Below are 18,293 nucleotides of genomic sequence, written 5' to 3'. Positions count from 1 at the left end.
CCACCCGACTGCCTGGAAAAACCGTTAACAAAACCCGGTGCCCATTATCCATATTGGGCGCCCGAAACCCAGTCAAGCGAACAGCTGCGGCAGTACGCCGGGCAATTCGGCGACCGAGGCGATCTCGATATCGGGGTCGATGCCCGAGCGCTCGACCCGCTCGCGGCGGTACTTGCCGGTATGCACCAGCACGCCCGTCAGGCCGGCCCGCTGCGCACCGCCGATATCGCTCTCTATATCATCTCCGACCAGCACCACCTGCCCCGGTTCAAGCCCGAGGCCGTTGCAAGCTGTACGAAAAAATCGCTCCGACGGTTTCCCGACCACCACCGCCTCGATATCGGCCGCGTATTCGAGGCCGGCAACAAAGAGTCCCAGGTCGGGCTGCAATCCGCTTTCGGTCTGCCAGTAGCGGTTGCGGTGGACCGCGACCAGCCGGGCGCCCCCGGTCAGGTAACCGAACAGCCGGTTGAGCAGCCCGTAGTTCCAGCCCTCGCCGATATCCCCGAGTACGACCGCCTGCGGCTGCGCATCGTCGATCCGGAAGCGGGCAAAATCCTGCTGCGCGTCATCCGCAAGCACCGGAAAAATGCGCCGGACACCGTTGTCGTCAAGCCATTGCACTGCCGCACTGATGGCACTGAAAACCGAGTTATCGGGCACCGGCAGCCCCCGGTCTTCAAGCTGCCGTTCCAGCGTGGCCAGTGACTTTGTCGACGTGTTGGTGATATAGCGAAACGGAATGCCCTGCTTCAGCACCTGCTGCATGACCTCCTGCGCACCGGGCAGCAACCGGTCTTCGACGTAGAGTACGCCATCGAGATCGAACAGCAGTCCCCCGGCTTTCATATGCCCTCCTACCATAGGTGCCACCCGACTCAATTATAGACGTCGACCGCCCTGCCCGAACCTCAGCGGGGCGCCGTGCGCTGTGCCGACGGGCGCTGCGAGAAGCTGCCGAACCAGTCCGCCAGAGTCGGGCAGATGGCGCGCCAGGCGATCGCCGACAGACGGAAATCCATGTAGCCCAGGGTGCAACACAGCGTGATCTCCAGCCGTCCCGCCAACTCGGCGGACAACGCTTGCGATGAGGCTTCGAGCGCGAGCAAGGCGCGGCTCAGCACGTCTTCGAGTCGCCAGGCGGCGGCCTCGTGCCGTACCTCGCGGGGACGGCGCTCCTCGCTGACCAGGCCGCAAGCCGCATCCATCACGCCTTCCGCCAGCACAATGCGATTGCGCTGCGCCCAGTCGCGATGCCCCGGGTCCGTAGCCGCAGCAAAGGTCTCGTCCAGATAATCGAGGATCAGCCGGCTGTCGCACAGGCGGGTACCGTCCGGCAGTTGCAACGCCGGCACCCGTGCCAGCGGGTTCGTCGCCAGGTGGTCGGGCTGGTTGTCGAAGGGATTCACCGAACGGATCTCGACCCGTTCACCCAGATCGAGCTCGAGCAGCGCCATACGCACTTTTCGGGCGTAGGGCGAACGCGGCGCACTGTAGAGAATCATCATCCGAGCTTGATCCAGGTGGTCTTCAGCTGGGTGAACTTGTCGAGGGCATGCAGCGACAGGTCGCGGCCGAAACCGGATTGCTTGTAGCCGCCGAACGGTGTGCTGAAATCAAGCGCATCCATGGTGTTGACCGAGACGGTGCCGGCCCGCAGCTTGCGCGCGACGCGGTGCGCCCGGTTCAGATCCCGGGTCCAGAGCGACGCCGCGAGGCCGTAGATCGAATCGTTGGCGATGCGCAGCGCCTCCGCCTCGGTATCGAAGGTGATCAGCGCCGCCACCGGGCCGAACACCTCGTCGCGGGCGATGCGCATGTCCGGCGTGACGCCGTCGAAGATGGTCGGCGCTACCAGGTTGGTATCGGTATCGCCGGCGCCGCCAGTCAGCAGCTGCGCACCCTCGTCGGCGGCATTGGCGATATGCTCGCGTACCCGGGCGGCATGTTCATTGTCGATCAGGGCACCGACGCGGGTATCGGCCTCGAGCGGGTCGCCGACCTTCAGCGACTGCGCCTTGGCCACGAACTTCTCGACGAAACGGTCGCGAATGCCGCGTTCGACAAGTATCCGCGAGTTGGCCGAACAGACCTCGCCCTGGTTGAAGAAAATGCCGTTGACGGCGTGCTCGACCGCCGCGTCCAGATCGCAGTCGGCGAAGATCAGGTTCGGGCTTTTGCCGCCGGTCTCGGGCCACACCTGTTTCATGTTGGACTGGGCCGAGTAGCCGAGAAACAGCTTGCCGACCTGCGTCGAGCCGGTAAAGGCGATACAGTCGACATCCATGTGCAGCCCCAGAGCCTTGCCGACGACCTCACCCAGGCCGGTGACGACATTGAGCACAGCGTCCGGCAGGCCGGCCTCTTTGGCCAGTTCCGCCAGGCGCAGCGCGGTCAGCGGCGACTGCTCGGCGGGCTTGAGCACCACCGAGTTGCCGCTGATCAGCGCCGGCGCCAGTTTCCAGGCGGCGATATCGAGCGGGAAGTTCCAGGGCACTACCGCGCCGACCACGCCGATCGGCTCGCGGGTAATGGTGGCGATATTGTTGCCGTCGGTCGGCGCCACCTCGCCATAGAGCTTGTCGACCGCCTCGGCGTACCAGTCGAAGCAGCCGGCAGCCCCCATAATGTCGATATTGAGCGCATCCGCAATCGGCTTGCCGACATTGAGCGTTTCGAGCAGTGCCAGTTCGTCGGCATTGTCGCGGATCAGCTGGGCCAGGCGCCGGACCACCGCCTTGCGCTGCGCCGGCGCGGCCTCGGACCAGACGCCCGAGTCGAAGGTACGCCGTGCCGCCTGCACCGCCCTGTCGACGTCGTCGGCGCTGCAGGCGGCGATATTCGCCAGATGCTCGCCGGTGGCCGGATTGCGGGTTTCGTAGGTCTGGCCGTCGCTGGCCTCGACGAAGCGGCCGTCGATCCAGGCACGGGTCCGCAGCTCGATCTGCTCGCGTTTGCTCAGCCAGTAGGCCTTGTTCTTCTCGGTCATGATCTTCTTCTCCTGGGTGCCGATCAGGCAACCGTTTTCATTCTATAGCTGGCAGCCAGCCGACGTGGCCGGGTCATGTTCTCGGCGCTCAGCACCTCGTCCAGTTCCGCCGGGCTCAGCAGCCCTTCGGCGAGCACGATTTCGCGTACGCTCATGTCCTGCTCGACCGCCTGCCTGGCGATGCGGCCGGCATTCTCATAGCCGATGTAGGGGTTCAGCGCGGTAATGATGCCGATGCTGTTGTTGACCAGCTCCCGGCAGCGTTCGCGGTTGGCGCTGATGCCGCGGATACATTTTTCGTCCAGCGTCCGGATGGCGCGGATCTGCAGTTGCAGCGACTGCAGCACGTTGAAGGCGATGACAGGCTCCATCACGTTGAGCTGCAGCTGGCCAGCCTCGGCCGCCATCGTCACGGTGATGTCGTTGCCGATAATCTGGTAGGCCACCTGGTTCACCATTTCCGGGATCACCGGATTGACCTTGCCCGGCATGATCGAGCTGCCCGGCTGCATCGGCGGCAGGTTGATCTCCGCAAAACCCGTGCGCGGACCGCTGGACAGCAAACGCAGATCGTTACAGAGTTTGGACAACTTCACGGCATTGCGTTTCAGTACGCTGGAAAAGGTCACGAAGGCCCCCATATCGGAGGTGGCTTCGATCAGATTGCGCGCCGCCACCACCGACTGGGCGGAAATCTGCGCCAGCTCCTCGATCACCAGACTGGAGTACTCCGGGTCGGTGTTGATGCCGGTGCCGATGGCCGTAGCGCCCATGTTGATCTCGCGGAAGTACTCGACCACGTCGCGCACCTCCTCGATATCCTCCTTGAGCGTCGAGTACCAGGCATCGAATTCCTGCCCCAGGGTAATCGGCACCGCATCCTGCAGCTGGGTGCGCCCCATCTTGATCACGTCGGAAAACTCCACCGACTTCTGTTTCAGTTCATAGCACAGATCCGACAGCGCCCGGACATAATCGCCGTGGCTGAGCAGGATGCCGAGGCGGATGGCGCTGGGATAGGCGTCATTGGTGGACTGGGACAGGTTGACATGGTTGTTGGGATGCAGATGCTGGTAGTCGCCGCGGGCATGTCCCATCAGCTCCAGCCCGCGGTTGGCGATCACCTCGTTGGCGTTCATGTTGGTCGAAGTGCCTGCCCCGCCCTGGATGACATCGACGACGAAGTGCCCGTGCCAGCGACCGGCGATGATTTCGTCACAGGCCTGGCAGATGGCGTCGGTGCGCGGCACATCCAGCAACCCGAGTTTGCGGTTGGCGCGCGCCGCGGCTTTCTTCACCATCGCCAGCGCGATCACCAGCTTCGGGAAATGCATCAACTTGATGCCGGTGACGGCAAAATTCTCCACCGCCCTCAGGGTCTGGACGCCGTAGTAGACGCTCTGGGGCACCTCGCGTTCGCCGAGCAGGTCCTTTTCCCGGCGCACCGGCAGATGCTCCTGCGCCTCGCTCATGGCTCGCTGGCGCGCCAGTGACAGTTGCAGGAGGCGGTTGCCGACCTGGGCGCGCTCGGGCGCCGTTGCCAGCCAGTCCTCCAGGACACTGCGTTCCAGGCGCAGTAGCAGGATATCGCTCAGCGCCAGACCGACCTCTGCCAGCCCCGGCATTTCAAGCCCGCCGCAGACACCGCCGTACAGCGCCGGCGCACTGAGCCTGAAGCTGCGCCCCTGAAGCGTCTGCTGAATTTCACCGCTGACAAGGATCCTCAGCTCCGGGCCCTGTGTCAGGTCCGGGATCGGGGTTCCCTGTCTCACCTCCTCGAGCGTGCACAGCTTGAGCAGTCCGGCAAAGTCGCTGGCCTCCAGGGCATCGCACGCAAGTGCGGCCCGGATCAACTTTTTGGTGTTGGCATTCATTCTTCACTCCGATACGGTCCCGGCATTGCCGGCCGCTTGCGAGGATGGCCGAACGGGCTGTTCGGACTCCAGGTTGCCAGACTAGAAAGCGCACCAATATTTGTAAAATATAGAAATAATTTCTCTTGGATTCTTTTTTTTATGCTATTTCAACCACAGGCCGGCGCCTCTCCCACGCCCTATCGGTGGAACCCGTAGGAGCAACGCCCCCGTTGCGAACAACCGCCGTGCCGAACTCATTCGCCTCGGTGCGAGGCTCCTACGATATCTCGACCATGGCGCCTGCCACTATCAGGGATGGCCGAATCTCCCAAAGGATTCAATCGATCAGCAGCCGGTAGAAGCGGTTGTCTTCGAAGACGCTGTTCGACAGCTCACGCGCCTGGTCGCCGATCTTCTTGATGAAGGCCTCGGCAGCCGGCGTCAGCCGGAACTGGGAGAGACGCGCCACGCCCATGCGCAGCGGTCGCAGCTTCTCGGTCAGCGGTATCGCCACCAGCTCGGTGCCATCGAACGCCAGGTTGCAGGCCATCGGGCTGTTGAACAGCGTATAGCCGAAGCCGTTGCCGACCAGCCCGCGTACCATCCCCAGCGATTCGGCCTGGTAGGCGAAGTTGGGTTCCAGCTCCAGGCTCAGGAACAGCGAGTAGAAGTACTCCCGGCTCATCGGCCAGTCCAGTAACACCATCGGGTGAGGCGCCAGCTCCCTCAGCGACACTTCCTGGCGATCCGCCAGCGGATGTTCCCGTCCCACCACGGCGTAGGGCGGAAACTCCATCAGCGGCTCGAACTCGATATCGGACGGGATCTGCATGTCGTAGGTCAGCGCCAGTTCGTAGCGGCCCTCGTGCAGGCTCTGGATGATGTCCTTCTGATGCTTCTCGTCGCACTGGACGCTGACCGCCGGGTAAGCATTGACGAAGCGCTTGATCAGGCCCGGCAGCAGGATCGGCGTGAAGGTCGGGAAGCCGACAATACGCAGCGAGCCGGCGACATCCTGCCCCAGGGTCTGGGCGTAGTGCTCGAGACCGTCGGCTTCGGCCAGCAGCTGCTTGGCCTTGCGCATAAATTGCCGTCCCGGCGGCGTCAGCGACAGGCCCTGGGCATGGTGACGGACGAACAGCTGCAGGCCGGTCACGTCCTCCAGGTGCAGGATCGCAGACGAGATCGACGGCTGCGACACATGCAGCATCTCGGCCGCCTTGGTGACGCTGCTCTTCTCTCCGGCAACAACGAAATAGCGCAGGTGCTTGAGGGTAAAACGCATCTTGAAACCTCCATCAGTACCGCCTGGTGGCGGGTCTCGGACCACTGTATCAAATTTTCAAATTCAATTGTTAGGTTAATAATATTTTACCGATACAACACCAACACCTAGTCTTGGCGAATACAGAACAGGCAAGCCATGACCGGTCTGAATCAACCCGCCCTCCAGAAGGACAAAGACATGACAGTTAAAAAAATAGAAATAGATACGCTTGTTGTTGGCGCCGGTCAGGCCGGCGTGGCCATGAGCGAACACCTGAGCAACCTCGGGGTTCCCCACCTGGTTCTGGAGCGCAACCGTATCGCCGAAGCCTGGCGCACGAAACGCTGGGATTCGCTGGTGGCCAACGGCCCGGCCTGGCATGACCGGTTTCCGGGCCTGGAGTTCGACGATCTCGACGCCGACGCTTTCCCCCGAAAGAGCGCGTTGCGGACTATTTCGAAGCTTACGCCAGGAAGTTCAACGCACCCATCCGTACGGGCGTGGAAGTGAAGAAGGTGGAACGCAATGCCGATCGTCCGGGCTTTTGCATTGAAACCTCCGAGGGCGTGATCGAGGCCAATCGCCTGGTTGCCGCCACCGGACCTTTCCAGCGTCCCGTTATACCGCCGATCGCGCCGGACGATGAAAACATCACCCAAATCCACTCCGCCGACTATCGCAACCCCGGGCAGCTGCCCGAGGGTGCGGTTCTGGTGGTAGGCGCGGGGTCGTCAGGGGTGCAGATCGCGGATGAGCTGCAGCGGGCCGGCAAGAAAGTCTACCTTTCGGTTGGACCGCACGACCGTCCTCCGCGCGCCTATCGCAACCGTGACTTCGTCTGGTGGCTGGGCGTCCTCGGCGAATGGGATGCCGAGGCCATGAAGCCGGGCACGGAGCACGTCACCATTGCCGTGAGCGGTGCCCATGGTGGCCAGACGGTCGACTTCCGACGACTTGCCAACGAGGGGATGACGCTCGTGGGACTGACGAAGTCCTTCAACGACGGTGTGGTGACCTTCCAGCCGGACCTCGCCGGGAACCTAGCACGCGGCGATGAGAACTATCTGTCGCTGCTGGATGCCGCTGACGCCTACATTGAGCGCAACGGCCTCGACCTTCCGGAGGAACCTGAAGCCCGTGCGATGCTCCCGGATCCGGAATGCGTGACCCATCCCATTCTCGAACTCGACCTGGCCGAGGCCGGCGTTACCTCGATCGTCTGGGCGACGGGCTTCGCGGTCGATTACAGCTGGCTGAATGTGAACGCCTTCGACGAAAACGGCAAGCCGCAGCATCAGCGCGGTGTCTCAACCGAGCCCGGCGTCTATTTCGTGGGTCTGCCGTGGCTGTCACGTCGTGGCTCCAGTTTCATCTGGGGCGTCTGGCATGATGCCAGGCATATTGCGGACCATATCGCCACTCAGCGCAAATATCTTGCCTATCGTGATGCCTCGCAACGCCAGGCGGAAGACTGATCGCAGGGACGGACCTGATGGCCTGTCCCTTGATTCTAAAGTCGCTATTCACAGGTTCAAACAATCAGCATAACGAGAGTCAGTCGATGCCTACCCATACTCGAATCCGCATGTTCAATACCAAGGAAACGTATCCGAATCAGTCGCTGGACAACGATCTCTGCCAGGCCGTACGTGCCGGAAACACCGTTTACGTACGAGGTCAGGTCGGTACCGACTTCGAAGGCAAACTGGTCGGCCTGGGCGACCCGCGCGCCCAGGCCGAGCAGGCGATGAAAAACGTCAGGCAGTTGCTCGAAGAAGCCGGCTCCGACCTCAGCCATATCGTCAAGACCACCACCTATATCACCGACCCGCGTTTTCGCGAGCCGGTCTACCGCGAGGTGGGCAAGTGGCTTAAGGGTGTCTATCCGATCTCCACCGGCCTGGTCGTCGCCGGCCTTGCCCAGGCCGAATGGCTGATGGAGATCGACGTCATCGCGGTGATTCCCGACGAGGAGGCCGCATGACCTTTTCCGTAGCGGGGTTCTGCCCCGAAACCGGCATGCTCGGCTGCGCCATCACCTCATCCAGCATCAGCGTCGCCAGCCGCTGCGCCTGGGTGCGCAGCGGCACAGGCGTGGCCCTGACCCAGAACGTCACCAACCCCGACCTGGGATCGCTGGGCCTCGACCTGCTGCAGCAAGGCCTGGCCCCGGCTGCGATTCTCGCACGTCAGGCCGAGGCCGACAGCGACGTCGAGTGGCGCCAGCTCGGCGTACTCAACGCCCGCGGTGAAACCGCCACCTTCAGCGGTGCCCGGGCATTGGGCATCCACGCCACCGCTGAAGGCAAGCACTGCCTGGCGATGGGCAACCTGCTGGCCAACACCGAAGTGCCGCAAGCGATGATCAGTGCCTTCGAAAACAGCGAGGGCCACCTGGCCGAACGGCTGGTGCAGGCGCTCGAGGCGGGACTGGCCGCCGGTGGCGAGATGGGGCCGGTACACTCGGCCGGCCTGCTGGTGGCCGCCGAGCCGAAATGGCCGGTCGTCGACCTGCGCGTAGACTGGCACCAGGCGCCGATCGGCGAACTGCGCAACCTCTGGTTCCTCTACGAACCGCAATTGCAGGCTTATGTCACCCGCGCCAGCGATCCGTCCAACGCCGAGTCATTCGGCGTACCCGGCGACGAATAACAGCCGTACCAGGCCCCGCGCTCGCGCGGGGCAATTTTGCTCCACCGACAACAACAACAGGAGTCTTATCCTATGAAATGGTCCCAACGCCTCACCCGTTTTGCCGCCGCCACAGCCCTCAGTTGCCTCGCAGCCGGCGTCCAGGCTGAAACCTGGAAGTACTCGATTGAAGTGTCCCAGGGCGATATTCAGGACCTCTACGCCCAGGAGTTCAAAAAACGCATCGAACAAAAGACCGACGGCGACGTCGAGGTCAAAATCTACTACGGCGGCACCCTCGGCACCTCGGCCGACACCACTGAGCTCGCCGCCAACGGCGCGCTACAGTTCGCCAACGTCTCCCTCGGCCACCTCGGTTCCTTCGTACCTGAAATCCAGTTGTTCTCGATCCCGTTCATCCTCTCGGAGAGCAATGACGTCAACAAGAAGCTGATGACCGAGTCGAAGACGGTGTTCGAGGACATGGCGCCGGACTTCGCCAAGAGCGGCCTGCGCCTGATGAGCATCTATTCCGAGGGCGAGGATGCCTGGGCCGCCAATCGCGCGGTGCGCAGCCCCGCGGATCTCGACAACTTCAAGATGCGCATCCTGGTGTCGCCGCTGCAGGTAGAGGCGTTCAAGGATCTGGGCTCGAGCCCGACGCCGCTGCCGTTCGGCGAGGTCTACGGCGCGTTGCAATTGAAGGTGATCGACGGCGTCGGCAATCCGATCTCGTCGATCTACCAGAGCAAGTTTTTCGAGGTTACCGACCACCTGATCTCGGCCCGCCATCAGCTGTTTACCAGCGCCATCGTCACCGGCGAAGACTGGTTCGGCAGCCTTCCGCCTGCGCGCCAGCAACTGGTGCAGGAGACACTGAAAGAGGTCAGCATCCACATGATGGATGAGGTGCCACGCCTCGAAGAGCAGTTCCTGGCCAAGATTCTCGAGGAGAAGCCACAGATGGAATACATTCGTCTCAACGAGGCTCAGCGCGACCTTTTCCGCGAGCGCGCCGAAAAGACCCGCGGCAAGTTCGTCGAACTGGTCGGCGACAACGGTCGGCAGGTGCTCGACAACTTCCTTGCAGAACGCGAGCAGTGGGAAGCGCAACTGAACTGATCCTTTCCACCCCGGCCGGCCGCCCAGACGGCCGGCCGATCGTTCGAGGATGCCAAGATGCACGCGCTGTTACGTGGCCTGGACCGGGTGGACGGCTGGATCAGCCGCTTCGAAGCCTGGTGCCTGTCGGCCAGCATACTGTTGATGGCGCTGAACACCGTGGTCAACGTGTTCGGCCGTTACCTTTTCTCACAAAGTCTCTATTTTTCCGAAGAGCTGAACCAGATCCTGATGGTCATCGTGACCTTCATGGGACTCGGCTACGTCACCCGCACGGGTCGTCATATCCGTATGTCGGCCTTCTATGACCTGCTCAATGACCGGCGCAAGAAGGCGCTTATGCTCGTCATCACCTTTAGTACGGCGCTGACACTGTTCCTGCTCAGCTACTACGCCTGCCTCTACGTCGCCAAGGTGGCGCAACGCGGCATGATCACTGCGGCGCTGCAGATCCCGGTCTACTGGACACTGCTCGTGGTACCGCTGGGGCTCTTCATTGGCGGTCTGCAATATGGCCTGGCCTTTATCAAGAACCTGCAGAGCCGGGACATCTTCCTGTCATTCAGCGCACTGGACGTCTACGACGAAACCTCCGCTGCTGGGGAGGTAAGCCCATGACCGCAGTAATGCTCAGTACCATGATCGTGCTGCTGCTGCTCGGATTTCCGATGATGATGCCGCTGATCGTCGCAACCCTGGCGGGATTCTTTTTCTTTTTCGAAATGCTCAATCCGACGATCATCATTCAGCAGATGGTCAGCGGCGTGAAACCCACCGCGCTGATCGCCATCCCGATGTTCATCCTCGCCGCCGATATCATCACCCGCGGCCACTCCGCCGACCGGCTGCTCGATTTGGTGATGCGCTGCGTTGGTCATATCCGCGGCGGCCTGGCAGTCACCGTTGCCACCACCTGCACCCTGTTCGGCGCCGTCTCCGGCTCGACCCAGGCTACGGTGGTCGCAGTCGGCGGGCCGATGCGTCCGCGCATGCTCAAGGCCGGCTACGACGATGCATTCACCATGGCGTTGACGATCAACGCCTCGGACATTGCCTTTCTGATCCCGCCGAGCATCGGCATGATCGTCTACGGCGTATTGTCCGGTACTTCGATATCGGAACTCTTCATAGCCGGCATCGGACCCGGGTTGCTGATCCTGGCGATGTTTTCCATCTATGCCGTGATCTATGCCTGGCGCAAACAGATACCGGTCGAGCCTAAGGCCAGCAGGTCACAGCGGTTGTTGGCATTAAGGCGCGCTCTCTGGCCGGCCGGATTCCCGCTGATCATCGTCGGCGGCATCTACGGTGGCATTTTCAGCCCCAGCGAGGCCGCCTCGATATGCGTGCTTTACGCCATCCTGCTGGAGGTCTTCGTCTTTCGTTCCGTGAAGCTCAAGGAACTGCCGGAGATCGCCCTGTCCACCAGTCTGGTAACGGCGGTGGTCTTTATCCTGATCGGTGTCGGCGCGGCCTTCTCCTGGGCCCTTTCCTATGCCGAGATCCCCCAGACCCTGATTGCCGCTCTTCACCTTGCCGATGCTGCCCCGACAACGGTGTTGATCAGCATCGCCGTTGCCTTTTTTATCGGCTGCATGTTCGTCGATCCCATCGTGGTGATGCTGATTCTGATTCCGATCTTCCTGCCGCTGATCCGTTCCTCGGGCCTCGATCCGGTCCTGGTCGGCACCATGATCACGCTTCAGGTCGCGATCGGCTCGGCAACGCCGCCGTTCGGTTGCGACATTTTCACCGCCATCGCCATATTCAGACGTCCCTATATGGATGTCATCCGCGGCACACCGCCCTTTATCCTGATGTTGCTGGCAACCTCTGTACTACTGGTGCTATTTCCTCAGATTGCCCTGCTCCTTCGGGATCTGATGCTGCCCTGACCCACCGGAGCCCGACCATGGAATCACCATTACCGACACCCGGAATTTTTCGGCACCTGCTGGTCGCCGTAGATGGGTCTGACAATGCGATCAGAGCCGCACGGACCGCAGGCCGGCTGGCACAGTCTTTTGGCTCGCGCCTTACCCTGCTCAGTGTCTATCGCCATATCTCCTATACCAACCGTCGCTATACCCAGATCAGGGTCGGCCCCTTCGATACTGCCAGCCCGGTCGAGCTTTCGCTGCGCGCGATCGCCGAGGAAAGCCTGGCCGACACGGCAGCCCTGCTTGACGACTACCGCCTCGGGAGGGTGGAGCAATTAGTCCGGCGCGGATCCGCCGCCGCCACCATCCTGAAGTGCGCCAGGGACTTGCATGTGGATACCATTATCCTCGGCTGCCGGGGCCTGGGCGAAATCGAGGGCTTGCTGCTGGGCAGCGTCTCCCACAAGGTCAATGCCCTTGCGCACTGCACCTGTATCACTGTCCGCTAGATCAGCTTTATCAATGCATTTAAAAATTTAAAAATATTTTAAGAATGCAATGCAATCCCATAACCTGAGTCCAGGGTCGGGCGAACAGTCCGATCCTGCCCGCATTGCCAGGAGTCCATATGGCCAATGAACAGACCCTAGAAGTCCTGAGCCGGCTGATCGGTTTTGACACCACCAGTGTCCGCTCCAACCTGGCGCTGATGGCCTGGGTGCAGGACTACCTCTCCAGTTTCGGCGTCGACAGCGAACTGGTCTACGACGAGGCGAAAACCAAGGCCAACCTCTACGCCACCGTCGGGCCGGTGAATAAAGCCGGCGTCATGCTCTCGGGCCATACCGATACCGTACCGGTGACCGGTCAGAACTGGACGCACCCGCCCTACCGCCTGACGGAAGAGAACGGCCGCCTCTATGGTCGCGGCACTGCCGATATGAAGGGCTTTATCGCCGTGGTACTCGCCGCGGTCCCCGAGATGAAGGCCGCGAACCTGCAGACGCCGATCCACCTGGCATTTTCCTATGACGAAGAAATCGGTTGCCTGGGCGTCCGACGCCTGATCGAAACGATGCGCCGGCATCCGGTACAGCCTGCGTTCTGCATCATCGGCGAGCCGACCGGCATGCAGGTGGTGAACAAACACAAGGGCAAGCTCGCTGCCTGCGTGACGGTACGGGGCCAGGCGTGTCATTCGGGTATGGCGCCGCAGGGCGTCAACGCCGTGAACTATGCCGCGCGACTGATCGGCTGGCTGGAGCGCGAGGGACTCAAGCGCCACAGCGAGGGCCCCTTCGAGGAGGGCTATGAGATTCCCTACAGCACTATTCATACAGGTACCGTGCAAGGCGGCACGGCGCTCAATATCGTACCCGACCACTGCAGCTTCCTGTTCGAAATGCGCAATATCGCCGCCGAAGACCCACGGCGCCTGCTGCAGCAGCTGCGGGACCTTGCCGACGACCTGGTTACCGATATGCGCCGGGTCGGCCCGGACTGCGGCATCGATATCGAAGTCACCACCGAATACCCCGGCCTCAGCACCGCCGAGGATGCCGAGGTGATTGCCTTCGTACGGACACTGGCAGAACGCGACACTATCGCCAGCATCAACTTCGGTACCGAGGGGGCCTGTTCAGCCGGGAGCTGGCGATTCCCACGGTCGTCTGCGGCCCTGGCAGCATGGACCAGGGGCACAAGCCGAATGAATTTATCCAGTTGAGTCAGCTCGAACGGTGTGAGGCCTTGGTGGCGCGCCTGATCGACCGGCTCTGTATCAGGTAGCCAATCAAACGGGAGGAGTTCGACGCAAAACCGGGTCACCACAACGCACACCATTTTCCCAGCAAAGGTCTCCGGTTCCGACACAGACGGAATACAGCTCGCCTGAGGCCAGAAATATAAGAAATCCAACAGGAGCCAACCATGTCTGAACATATGGGTTACGCGACTGCCGCCGATGCGGCCAGTGGCGAAAAAGAAAAATCGGGGTTCAAACGCATCCTGGGACTCGGGTCCCTGCTCGCCGTTGCCGTCGGGCTGGTCGTTTCCCAGGGCGTCATGGTACTGATGCTGCAGGGTGCCGGTATCGCCGGCCTGGGCTTCATCATCCCGCTGGCGATCGGCTATGTCCTCGCACTGACCTACGTCTACTCTTTCTCGGAGCTGTCGCTGATGATTCCCCGGGCGGGCAGCCTCAGTAGCTACACCGAGGTCGCCATCGGGCACTTCCCCGCGATCCTGGCCGTTTTTTCGGGCTACGTCGTCGTCGCCATGTTCGCGCTCTCGGCCGAACTGTTGCTGGTCGACTTCATCATCGAAAAGATCTATCCCGGCGTTTTCCCGCCAATGTCGGTCGGCTTCGGCCTGCTCGCGCTCTTCACGGTACTGAACCTGCTGGGCATCGACCTCTTTGCCAAGCTGCAGTCGGCACTGGCCTTCATCATGGTTGTGGTGCTGCTGTTGCTGGGACTGAGCGCCGTATTCGGCGCGGTGGAGCCCCATCCGGCAGGCATCGACCTGACAGCCAGCTGGAATCCGCTTGGCGGCGAGGTCATCACCCTGGTGGCGCTGGCGATCTGGGGCTATGTTGGCGCCGAGTTCGTCTGCCCGCTGGTCGAAGAATCCAGGAACCCTGAACGCAATATCCCGCGCTCGATGATCCTTGGCGTCACCATCATCTTCGCCACCATCGCGATCTATTGTCTCGGCGCCCTCTTCTATATTCCGGCGGACGACCTGGCCGGTTCCGCGTTGCCTCACTACGACTTCGCCAAGGCTGTATTCGGCGACGCCGGGTTGACCTTCCTCGCCGTCGCAGCCGTAACCGCTACCTGCAGTACCGTCAACACCTCGCTGGCGGCGATTCCGCGCATGCTTTACGGCATGGCGCAGAACGGCCAGGCCTTTCCGCAGCTCAAGAAACTGATGCCGGGCACCCAGACGCCCTGGGTCGCGGTACTTTTCGTCGCCGCTATCACCGGCCTGCCAATGATCGTGATGGGTGACGATCCGGACGCCATCGGACTTCTGCTGATCGCCGCCGCGATCGCCTGGCTGCTGGCCTACATCATTACCCATATCGACGTCATGATCTTGCGCAAGCGCTACCCCGACCTGCCGCGGCCCTACAAGACGCCGTTCTACCCGCTGCCACAGATCATCGGCATCGCCGGGATGATCTATGCGATCTTCTATGCCTCGCCGGCGCCGGAACTGAGCGGCCAGATCTTCGGTGCGGCCGGAGTAGTGCTGGCGATCGTCTCGGTCATCGGCATCGCCTGGGTCAAGCTGGTGATGAAGAAACCGCTGTTCAAACCCGAACCCATCGAGAAAGTCCTGAAGGCGGAATAATCCTCCTGCGAACCCCCATCCGGGGGTTCGCCTTTTACTGTATATGTGCCGTTTTCCCACTACCTTCGTGCCAGCCACCCTTCGTGGCTAAAGCCACTTCCACGCCCGTGCTCGAATATCACTTACAACCAGCATAGCTTTTACTAATACATGAAAACCAAAAATCATATTTTACCAATGCTGATCATCGCTTTAGTGTAGAAGCTGTAACTCAGCATCAAGAATTAAAACCCAGGAGCAGCCTGAAAAATGTCCGACAAGAAACCCATCGATATGCAGGAAGTGTGGCAGCAGGACAAAGACCACTACATCCACCCATGGACAGACTTTTCAACTTTCAAGGAAACCGGTTCCCTGGTCCTGGCCGACAGCGACAACGTACACGTCAAGGACGGTGACGGACGCGAATACCTGGACGGCATCGGCGGCCTCTGGTGCGTCAACATAGGCTATGCCCGTGAAGAGATGGCCGAGGCAATCGCCGACCAGATCCGCCAGATTCCCTACTACTCCTGCTTCGGCCACCACACCACCGTGCCGGCCGCTCAGCTGGCAGCGAAGCTCGCAGAACTGACGCCGGGCAGCCTGAATCACGTTTTCTACGGCTGCGGTGGCTCCGTCGCCAATGATACCGCGGTGCGTATCATTCATTTCTACTTCAATCAACTCGGCAAGAAGAGCAAGAAGAAGATCATCTCGCGTATCGACGGCTACCACGGCAGCACCTACATGGCCATGTCGATCACCGGCGTGAAGTTCGACCACATCGGTTTCGACATCGACCAGCAGTTGGTGCACCATATCTCCTGCCCCAATCCCTACCGCCGCCCGGAAGGCCAGAGCCTCGGGGAGTTCTGCGAAGAGAAGGTGCAGGAACTCGAAGACAAGATCCTGGAACTGGGACCGGACAACGTCGCGGCCTTCTTCGCCGAGCCGATCATGGGCGCCGGCGGCGTGATCGTGCCGCCGGAGGGTTACCACAGAAAAATCCTGGCGGTATGCCGTAAGTACGGCGTGCTTTATGTCTCCGACGAGGTCGTCACCGCCTTCGGTCGTCTGGGCCACATGTTCGCCTCCGAGGACGAATTCGGTATCGTGCCGGACATCATCACCTGCGCCAAGGGTCTGACCTCCGGATACCTGCCACTCGGTGCCACCATTCTTTCTGACGAGATTTACGAGGTGATCAGCAAGCCGCAGGCGGACGGCGCCATCTTCACCCACGGCTTCACCTACTCCGGCCATCCAGTCAGCTGTGCCGCCGGCGTGAAGAATATCGAGATCATGGAACGCGAAAACCTCTGTGGCCACGTACAGGAGATGGGCACCTACTTCGAGCAACAGCTGAAAACACTCGGCGACCTGCCGATCGTTGGCGATGTACGCGGCCGCAAGTTCATGATGTGCATCGAGAACGTCGCCAACAAGGAGACCAAGGAGCTGATTGATCCGAATGCAAAAGTCGGCAACCGCATCGCCGACCACTGCCAGGCCCGGGGCCTGATCGTACGCCCGCTGGCGCACATGAACGTGCTGTCGCCGCCGCTGACCCTGACCAGGGAGCACGTCGATTTCATGGTCGCAACGTTACGCGAGAGCATCGAGGCGACCATGGCCGATCTCAAGAAAGAAGGCTATCTCTGATAGTTGAAGCTCCCGGTCATCGGACCATTCAGTCCGATGACGGCAGGCGACCCAGGCACTGCCTCGACACAGCGAACGACTGATCATACAGCTCAATCAGTAACGCACTTCTTGCTGTGTTTTATGCGAAGAACGGAAACGTTCTTCGCTTTTTTTGTTGCGTCTGCAATTGTTCGCTATTTCAAAGCCATTCGCGACGGAGCCAGCTACGTGCGGATTATCGCAGGAGCGGCGTAGCCGAAGAGCACTGCCTTGCAGCGAATGCTTTTCGCTGGGAGGCTGGCACCGCGAATAAGTCCCTGCCAACCGGACGGGATGCTTGGCGCTTTTGTAGGTTGGGCTGCAGCCCAACAACCGTGGTGGGGCAGCACGCCCTCGCAGCGATGCAAATGCTGAAGCCCGATGCTTGGCGTCTCCCTCGTAGGAGCTGCGCCCCGCAGCGAATGGTTTCGGGCGACGAGATGCCTGGGCAGGGTCTGATACTGGCGCTTCGGCCTGAAGCCGGAATATCCTGACGGGATGCTTGGCGCCTCGCGCACACGCGAGCCATGCTGCGGGCGATGCACGCCGCAGCCGTCAAAACGGGCGTAGGAGCTGCGCCCCGCAGCGAATGGTTTCGGGCGACGAGATGGCTGGGCAGGGTCTGATACTGGCGCTTCGGCCTGAAGCCGGAGTATCCGGACGGGATGTTTGGCGCCTCGCGCACGCGCGAGCCATGCTGCGGGCGATGCACGCCGCAGCCGTCAAAACGGGTCGAAGCTGTGCTTCGACAAGTCCCGTTTTGACCCTACTCTAAATGGGCAGGGCGGCCGCAAGCGGCGCTGTCTACCGGCCCCCTGTGAGGGTCATCGCCGCCGAACGGCCATAAACGAAAAAGCCCCGACCTTCGGCCGGGGCTGTTTCGTTGATTAGATGCTTGGCGATGACCTACTCTCACATGGGGAGACCCCACACTACCCGTCCAGGCCTAAAACGCTTCACTACTGAGCGCCGGCGGCGGATAAAGAGCGGATGGGATCAGGTGGTGACGCAGGAACTGAAGCCGGTACTTCGATCTGTACTCGGAGTATCCTGACGGGATGCTTGGCGCCTCGCGCACGCGCGAGCCATGCTGCGGGCGATGCACGCCGCAGCCGTCAAAACGGGTCGAAGCAGGCTTCGACAAGTCCCGTTTTGACCCTACTCTACATGGGCAGGGCGGCCGCAAGCGGCGCTGTTCACATGCCCCATGTGAGAGCAGGTCAGAGCATATAAAACAAAAACGCCCCGACCAGAGGCCGGGGCGCTTTTGTTTAATTAGATGCTTGGCGATGACCTACTCTCACATGGGGAGACCCCACACTACCATCGGCGCTAAGGCGTTTCACTACTGAGTTCGGGATGGGATCAGGTGGTTCCACCTCGCTATGGTCGCCAAGCAAAACTGGCACAATATGGATTCTTTTGCCTGTGGATAACCTGTGATTGGCCGGTATATCCCCAGTCTTCAATTCGGATTTTTCAGCGCTTTCTCGCGCCTGTCCTGTCTGTGCACAAGCTTCAGCCAA

At 61.3% G+C, this 18,293-nt stretch carries 15 protein-coding genes, 1 rRNA gene and 1 pseudogene; 11 read left to right on the top strand and 6 right to left on the bottom strand.

The genetic code is table 11. The annotated features are described in order from the left end of the window. Positions 1-72: 72 nt before the first annotated feature. The 5 genes from ACFQDL_RS15350 to ACFQDL_RS15330 all read right to left on the bottom strand — a co-directional run bounded on the left by ACFQDL_RS15350 (position 73) and on the right by ACFQDL_RS15330 (position 6,130). The gene (locus ACFQDL_RS15350) at positions 73-849 is read right to left on the bottom strand and encodes a TIGR01458 family HAD-type hydrolase (RefSeq protein ID WP_379909808.1); all 777 of its coding nucleotides are present in this window, start codon (positions 847-849) and stop codon (positions 73-75) included. Between the two features lie 62 nt (positions 850-911). Beyond that, positions 912-1,508: a glutathione S-transferase family protein gene (locus tag ACFQDL_RS15345; protein WP_379909807.1), complete on the bottom strand. Its 597-nt coding sequence runs from the start codon at positions 1,506-1,508 to the stop codon at positions 912-914. After that, a complete protein-coding gene (locus ACFQDL_RS15340; protein WP_379909806.1) occupies positions 1,505-2,989 on the bottom strand; it encodes an aldehyde dehydrogenase in 1,485 nt (494 codons plus the stop codon). Before ACFQDL_RS15340 ends, ACFQDL_RS15345 begins: the two co-directional genes overlap by 4 nt. Positions 2,990-3,012: 23 nt before the next feature. Then, the gene (gene aspA / locus ACFQDL_RS15335) at positions 3,013-4,863 is read right to left on the bottom strand and encodes an aspartate ammonia-lyase (protein WP_379909805.1); all 1,851 of its coding nucleotides are present in this window, start codon (positions 4,861-4,863) and stop codon (positions 3,013-3,015) included. 319 nt (positions 4,864-5,182) lie between these two features. Further along, positions 5,183-6,130 carry a LysR family transcriptional regulator gene (locus ACFQDL_RS15330; RefSeq protein ID WP_379909804.1) on the bottom strand — a complete coding sequence of 316 codons (948 nt, stop codon included), beginning with the start codon at positions 6,128-6,130 and terminating at the stop codon, positions 5,183-5,185. Positions 6,131-6,268: 138 nt separating this feature from the next. On the opposite strand from ACFQDL_RS15330, the gene ACFQDL_RS15325 reads away from it, so the two are divergent. The 11 genes and pseudogenes from ACFQDL_RS15325 (at position 6,269) to ACFQDL_RS15275 (ending at position 16,746) form a co-directional block, all read left to right on the top strand. Beyond that, on the top strand, positions 6,269-6,622 hold the full coding sequence (locus tag ACFQDL_RS15325; RefSeq protein WP_379909803.1) for a hypothetical protein: 354 nt from the start codon (positions 6,269-6,271) through the stop codon (positions 6,620-6,622). Then, positions 6,589-7,587: pseudogene (locus ACFQDL_RS15320) on the top strand (flavin-containing monooxygenase); the annotation flags it as partial. The gene ACFQDL_RS15325 and the pseudogene ACFQDL_RS15320, both read left to right, overlap by 34 nt. A gap of 86 nt (positions 7,588-7,673) precedes the next feature. Beyond that, positions 7,674-8,096 (top strand): RidA family protein, encoded by a 423-nt coding sequence (locus tag ACFQDL_RS15315; RefSeq protein ID WP_379909802.1) that lies wholly within the window; start codon positions 7,674-7,676, stop codon positions 8,094-8,096. Next, positions 8,093-8,764, top strand: coding sequence for a DUF1028 domain-containing protein (locus ACFQDL_RS15310; RefSeq protein ID WP_379909801.1), 672 nt, complete (start codon positions 8,093-8,095; stop codon positions 8,762-8,764). The genes ACFQDL_RS15315 and ACFQDL_RS15310 overlap by 4 nt, the downstream gene beginning before the upstream one ends. 72 nt (positions 8,765-8,836) lie before the next feature. Further along, positions 8,837-9,865, top strand: coding sequence for a TRAP transporter substrate-binding protein DctP (gene dctP, locus ACFQDL_RS15305; protein WP_379909800.1), 1,029 nt, complete (start codon positions 8,837-8,839; stop codon positions 9,863-9,865). Between the two features lie 57 nt (positions 9,866-9,922). Further along, the gene (locus ACFQDL_RS15300; RefSeq protein ID WP_379909799.1) at positions 9,923-10,483 is read left to right on the top strand and encodes a TRAP transporter small permease; all 561 of its coding nucleotides are present in this window, start codon (positions 9,923-9,925) and stop codon (positions 10,481-10,483) included. Further along, a complete protein-coding gene (locus ACFQDL_RS15295; protein ID WP_379909798.1) occupies positions 10,480-11,760 on the top strand; it encodes a TRAP transporter large permease in 1,281 nt (426 codons plus the stop codon). Before ACFQDL_RS15300 ends, ACFQDL_RS15295 begins: the two co-directional genes overlap by 4 nt. Positions 11,761-11,777: 17 nt before the next feature. Continuing rightward, positions 11,778-12,254: a universal stress protein gene (locus ACFQDL_RS15290; protein ID WP_379909797.1), complete on the top strand. Its 477-nt coding sequence runs from the start codon at positions 11,778-11,780 to the stop codon at positions 12,252-12,254. A 119-nt stretch (positions 12,255-12,373) separates the two neighbouring features. Next, positions 12,374-13,471, top strand: coding sequence for an acetylornithine deacetylase (argE, locus tag ACFQDL_RS15285; protein ID WP_379909796.1), 1,098 nt, complete (start codon positions 12,374-12,376; stop codon positions 13,469-13,471). Positions 13,472-13,674: 203 nt separating this feature from the next. Continuing rightward, positions 13,675-15,102 carry an APC family permease gene (locus tag ACFQDL_RS15280; protein WP_379909795.1) on the top strand — a complete coding sequence of 476 codons (1,428 nt, stop codon included), beginning with the start codon at positions 13,675-13,677 and terminating at the stop codon, positions 15,100-15,102. A 249-nt stretch (positions 15,103-15,351) separates the two neighbouring features. Next, entirely contained in the window at positions 15,352-16,746 is a 1,395-nt protein-coding gene (locus ACFQDL_RS15275) for an aminotransferase (protein WP_379909794.1), read from the top strand. Positions 16,747-18,048: 1,302 nt separating this feature from the next. Here ACFQDL_RS15275 and rrf read toward each other — a convergent pair. Beyond that, positions 18,049-18,164, bottom strand: a 5S ribosomal RNA gene (rrf, locus tag ACFQDL_RS15270). Positions 18,165-18,293 lie beyond the last annotated feature (129 nt).

Origin of the sequence: Marinobacterium aestuariivivens (assembly GCF_042661465.1) — a bacterium.
In the GTDB taxonomy this organism is placed as follows: Bacteria; Pseudomonadota; Gammaproteobacteria; order Pseudomonadales; family Balneatricaceae; genus Marinobacterium_A; species Marinobacterium_A aestuariivivens.
This window is presented reverse-complemented; position numbering and strand designations above follow the sequence as displayed.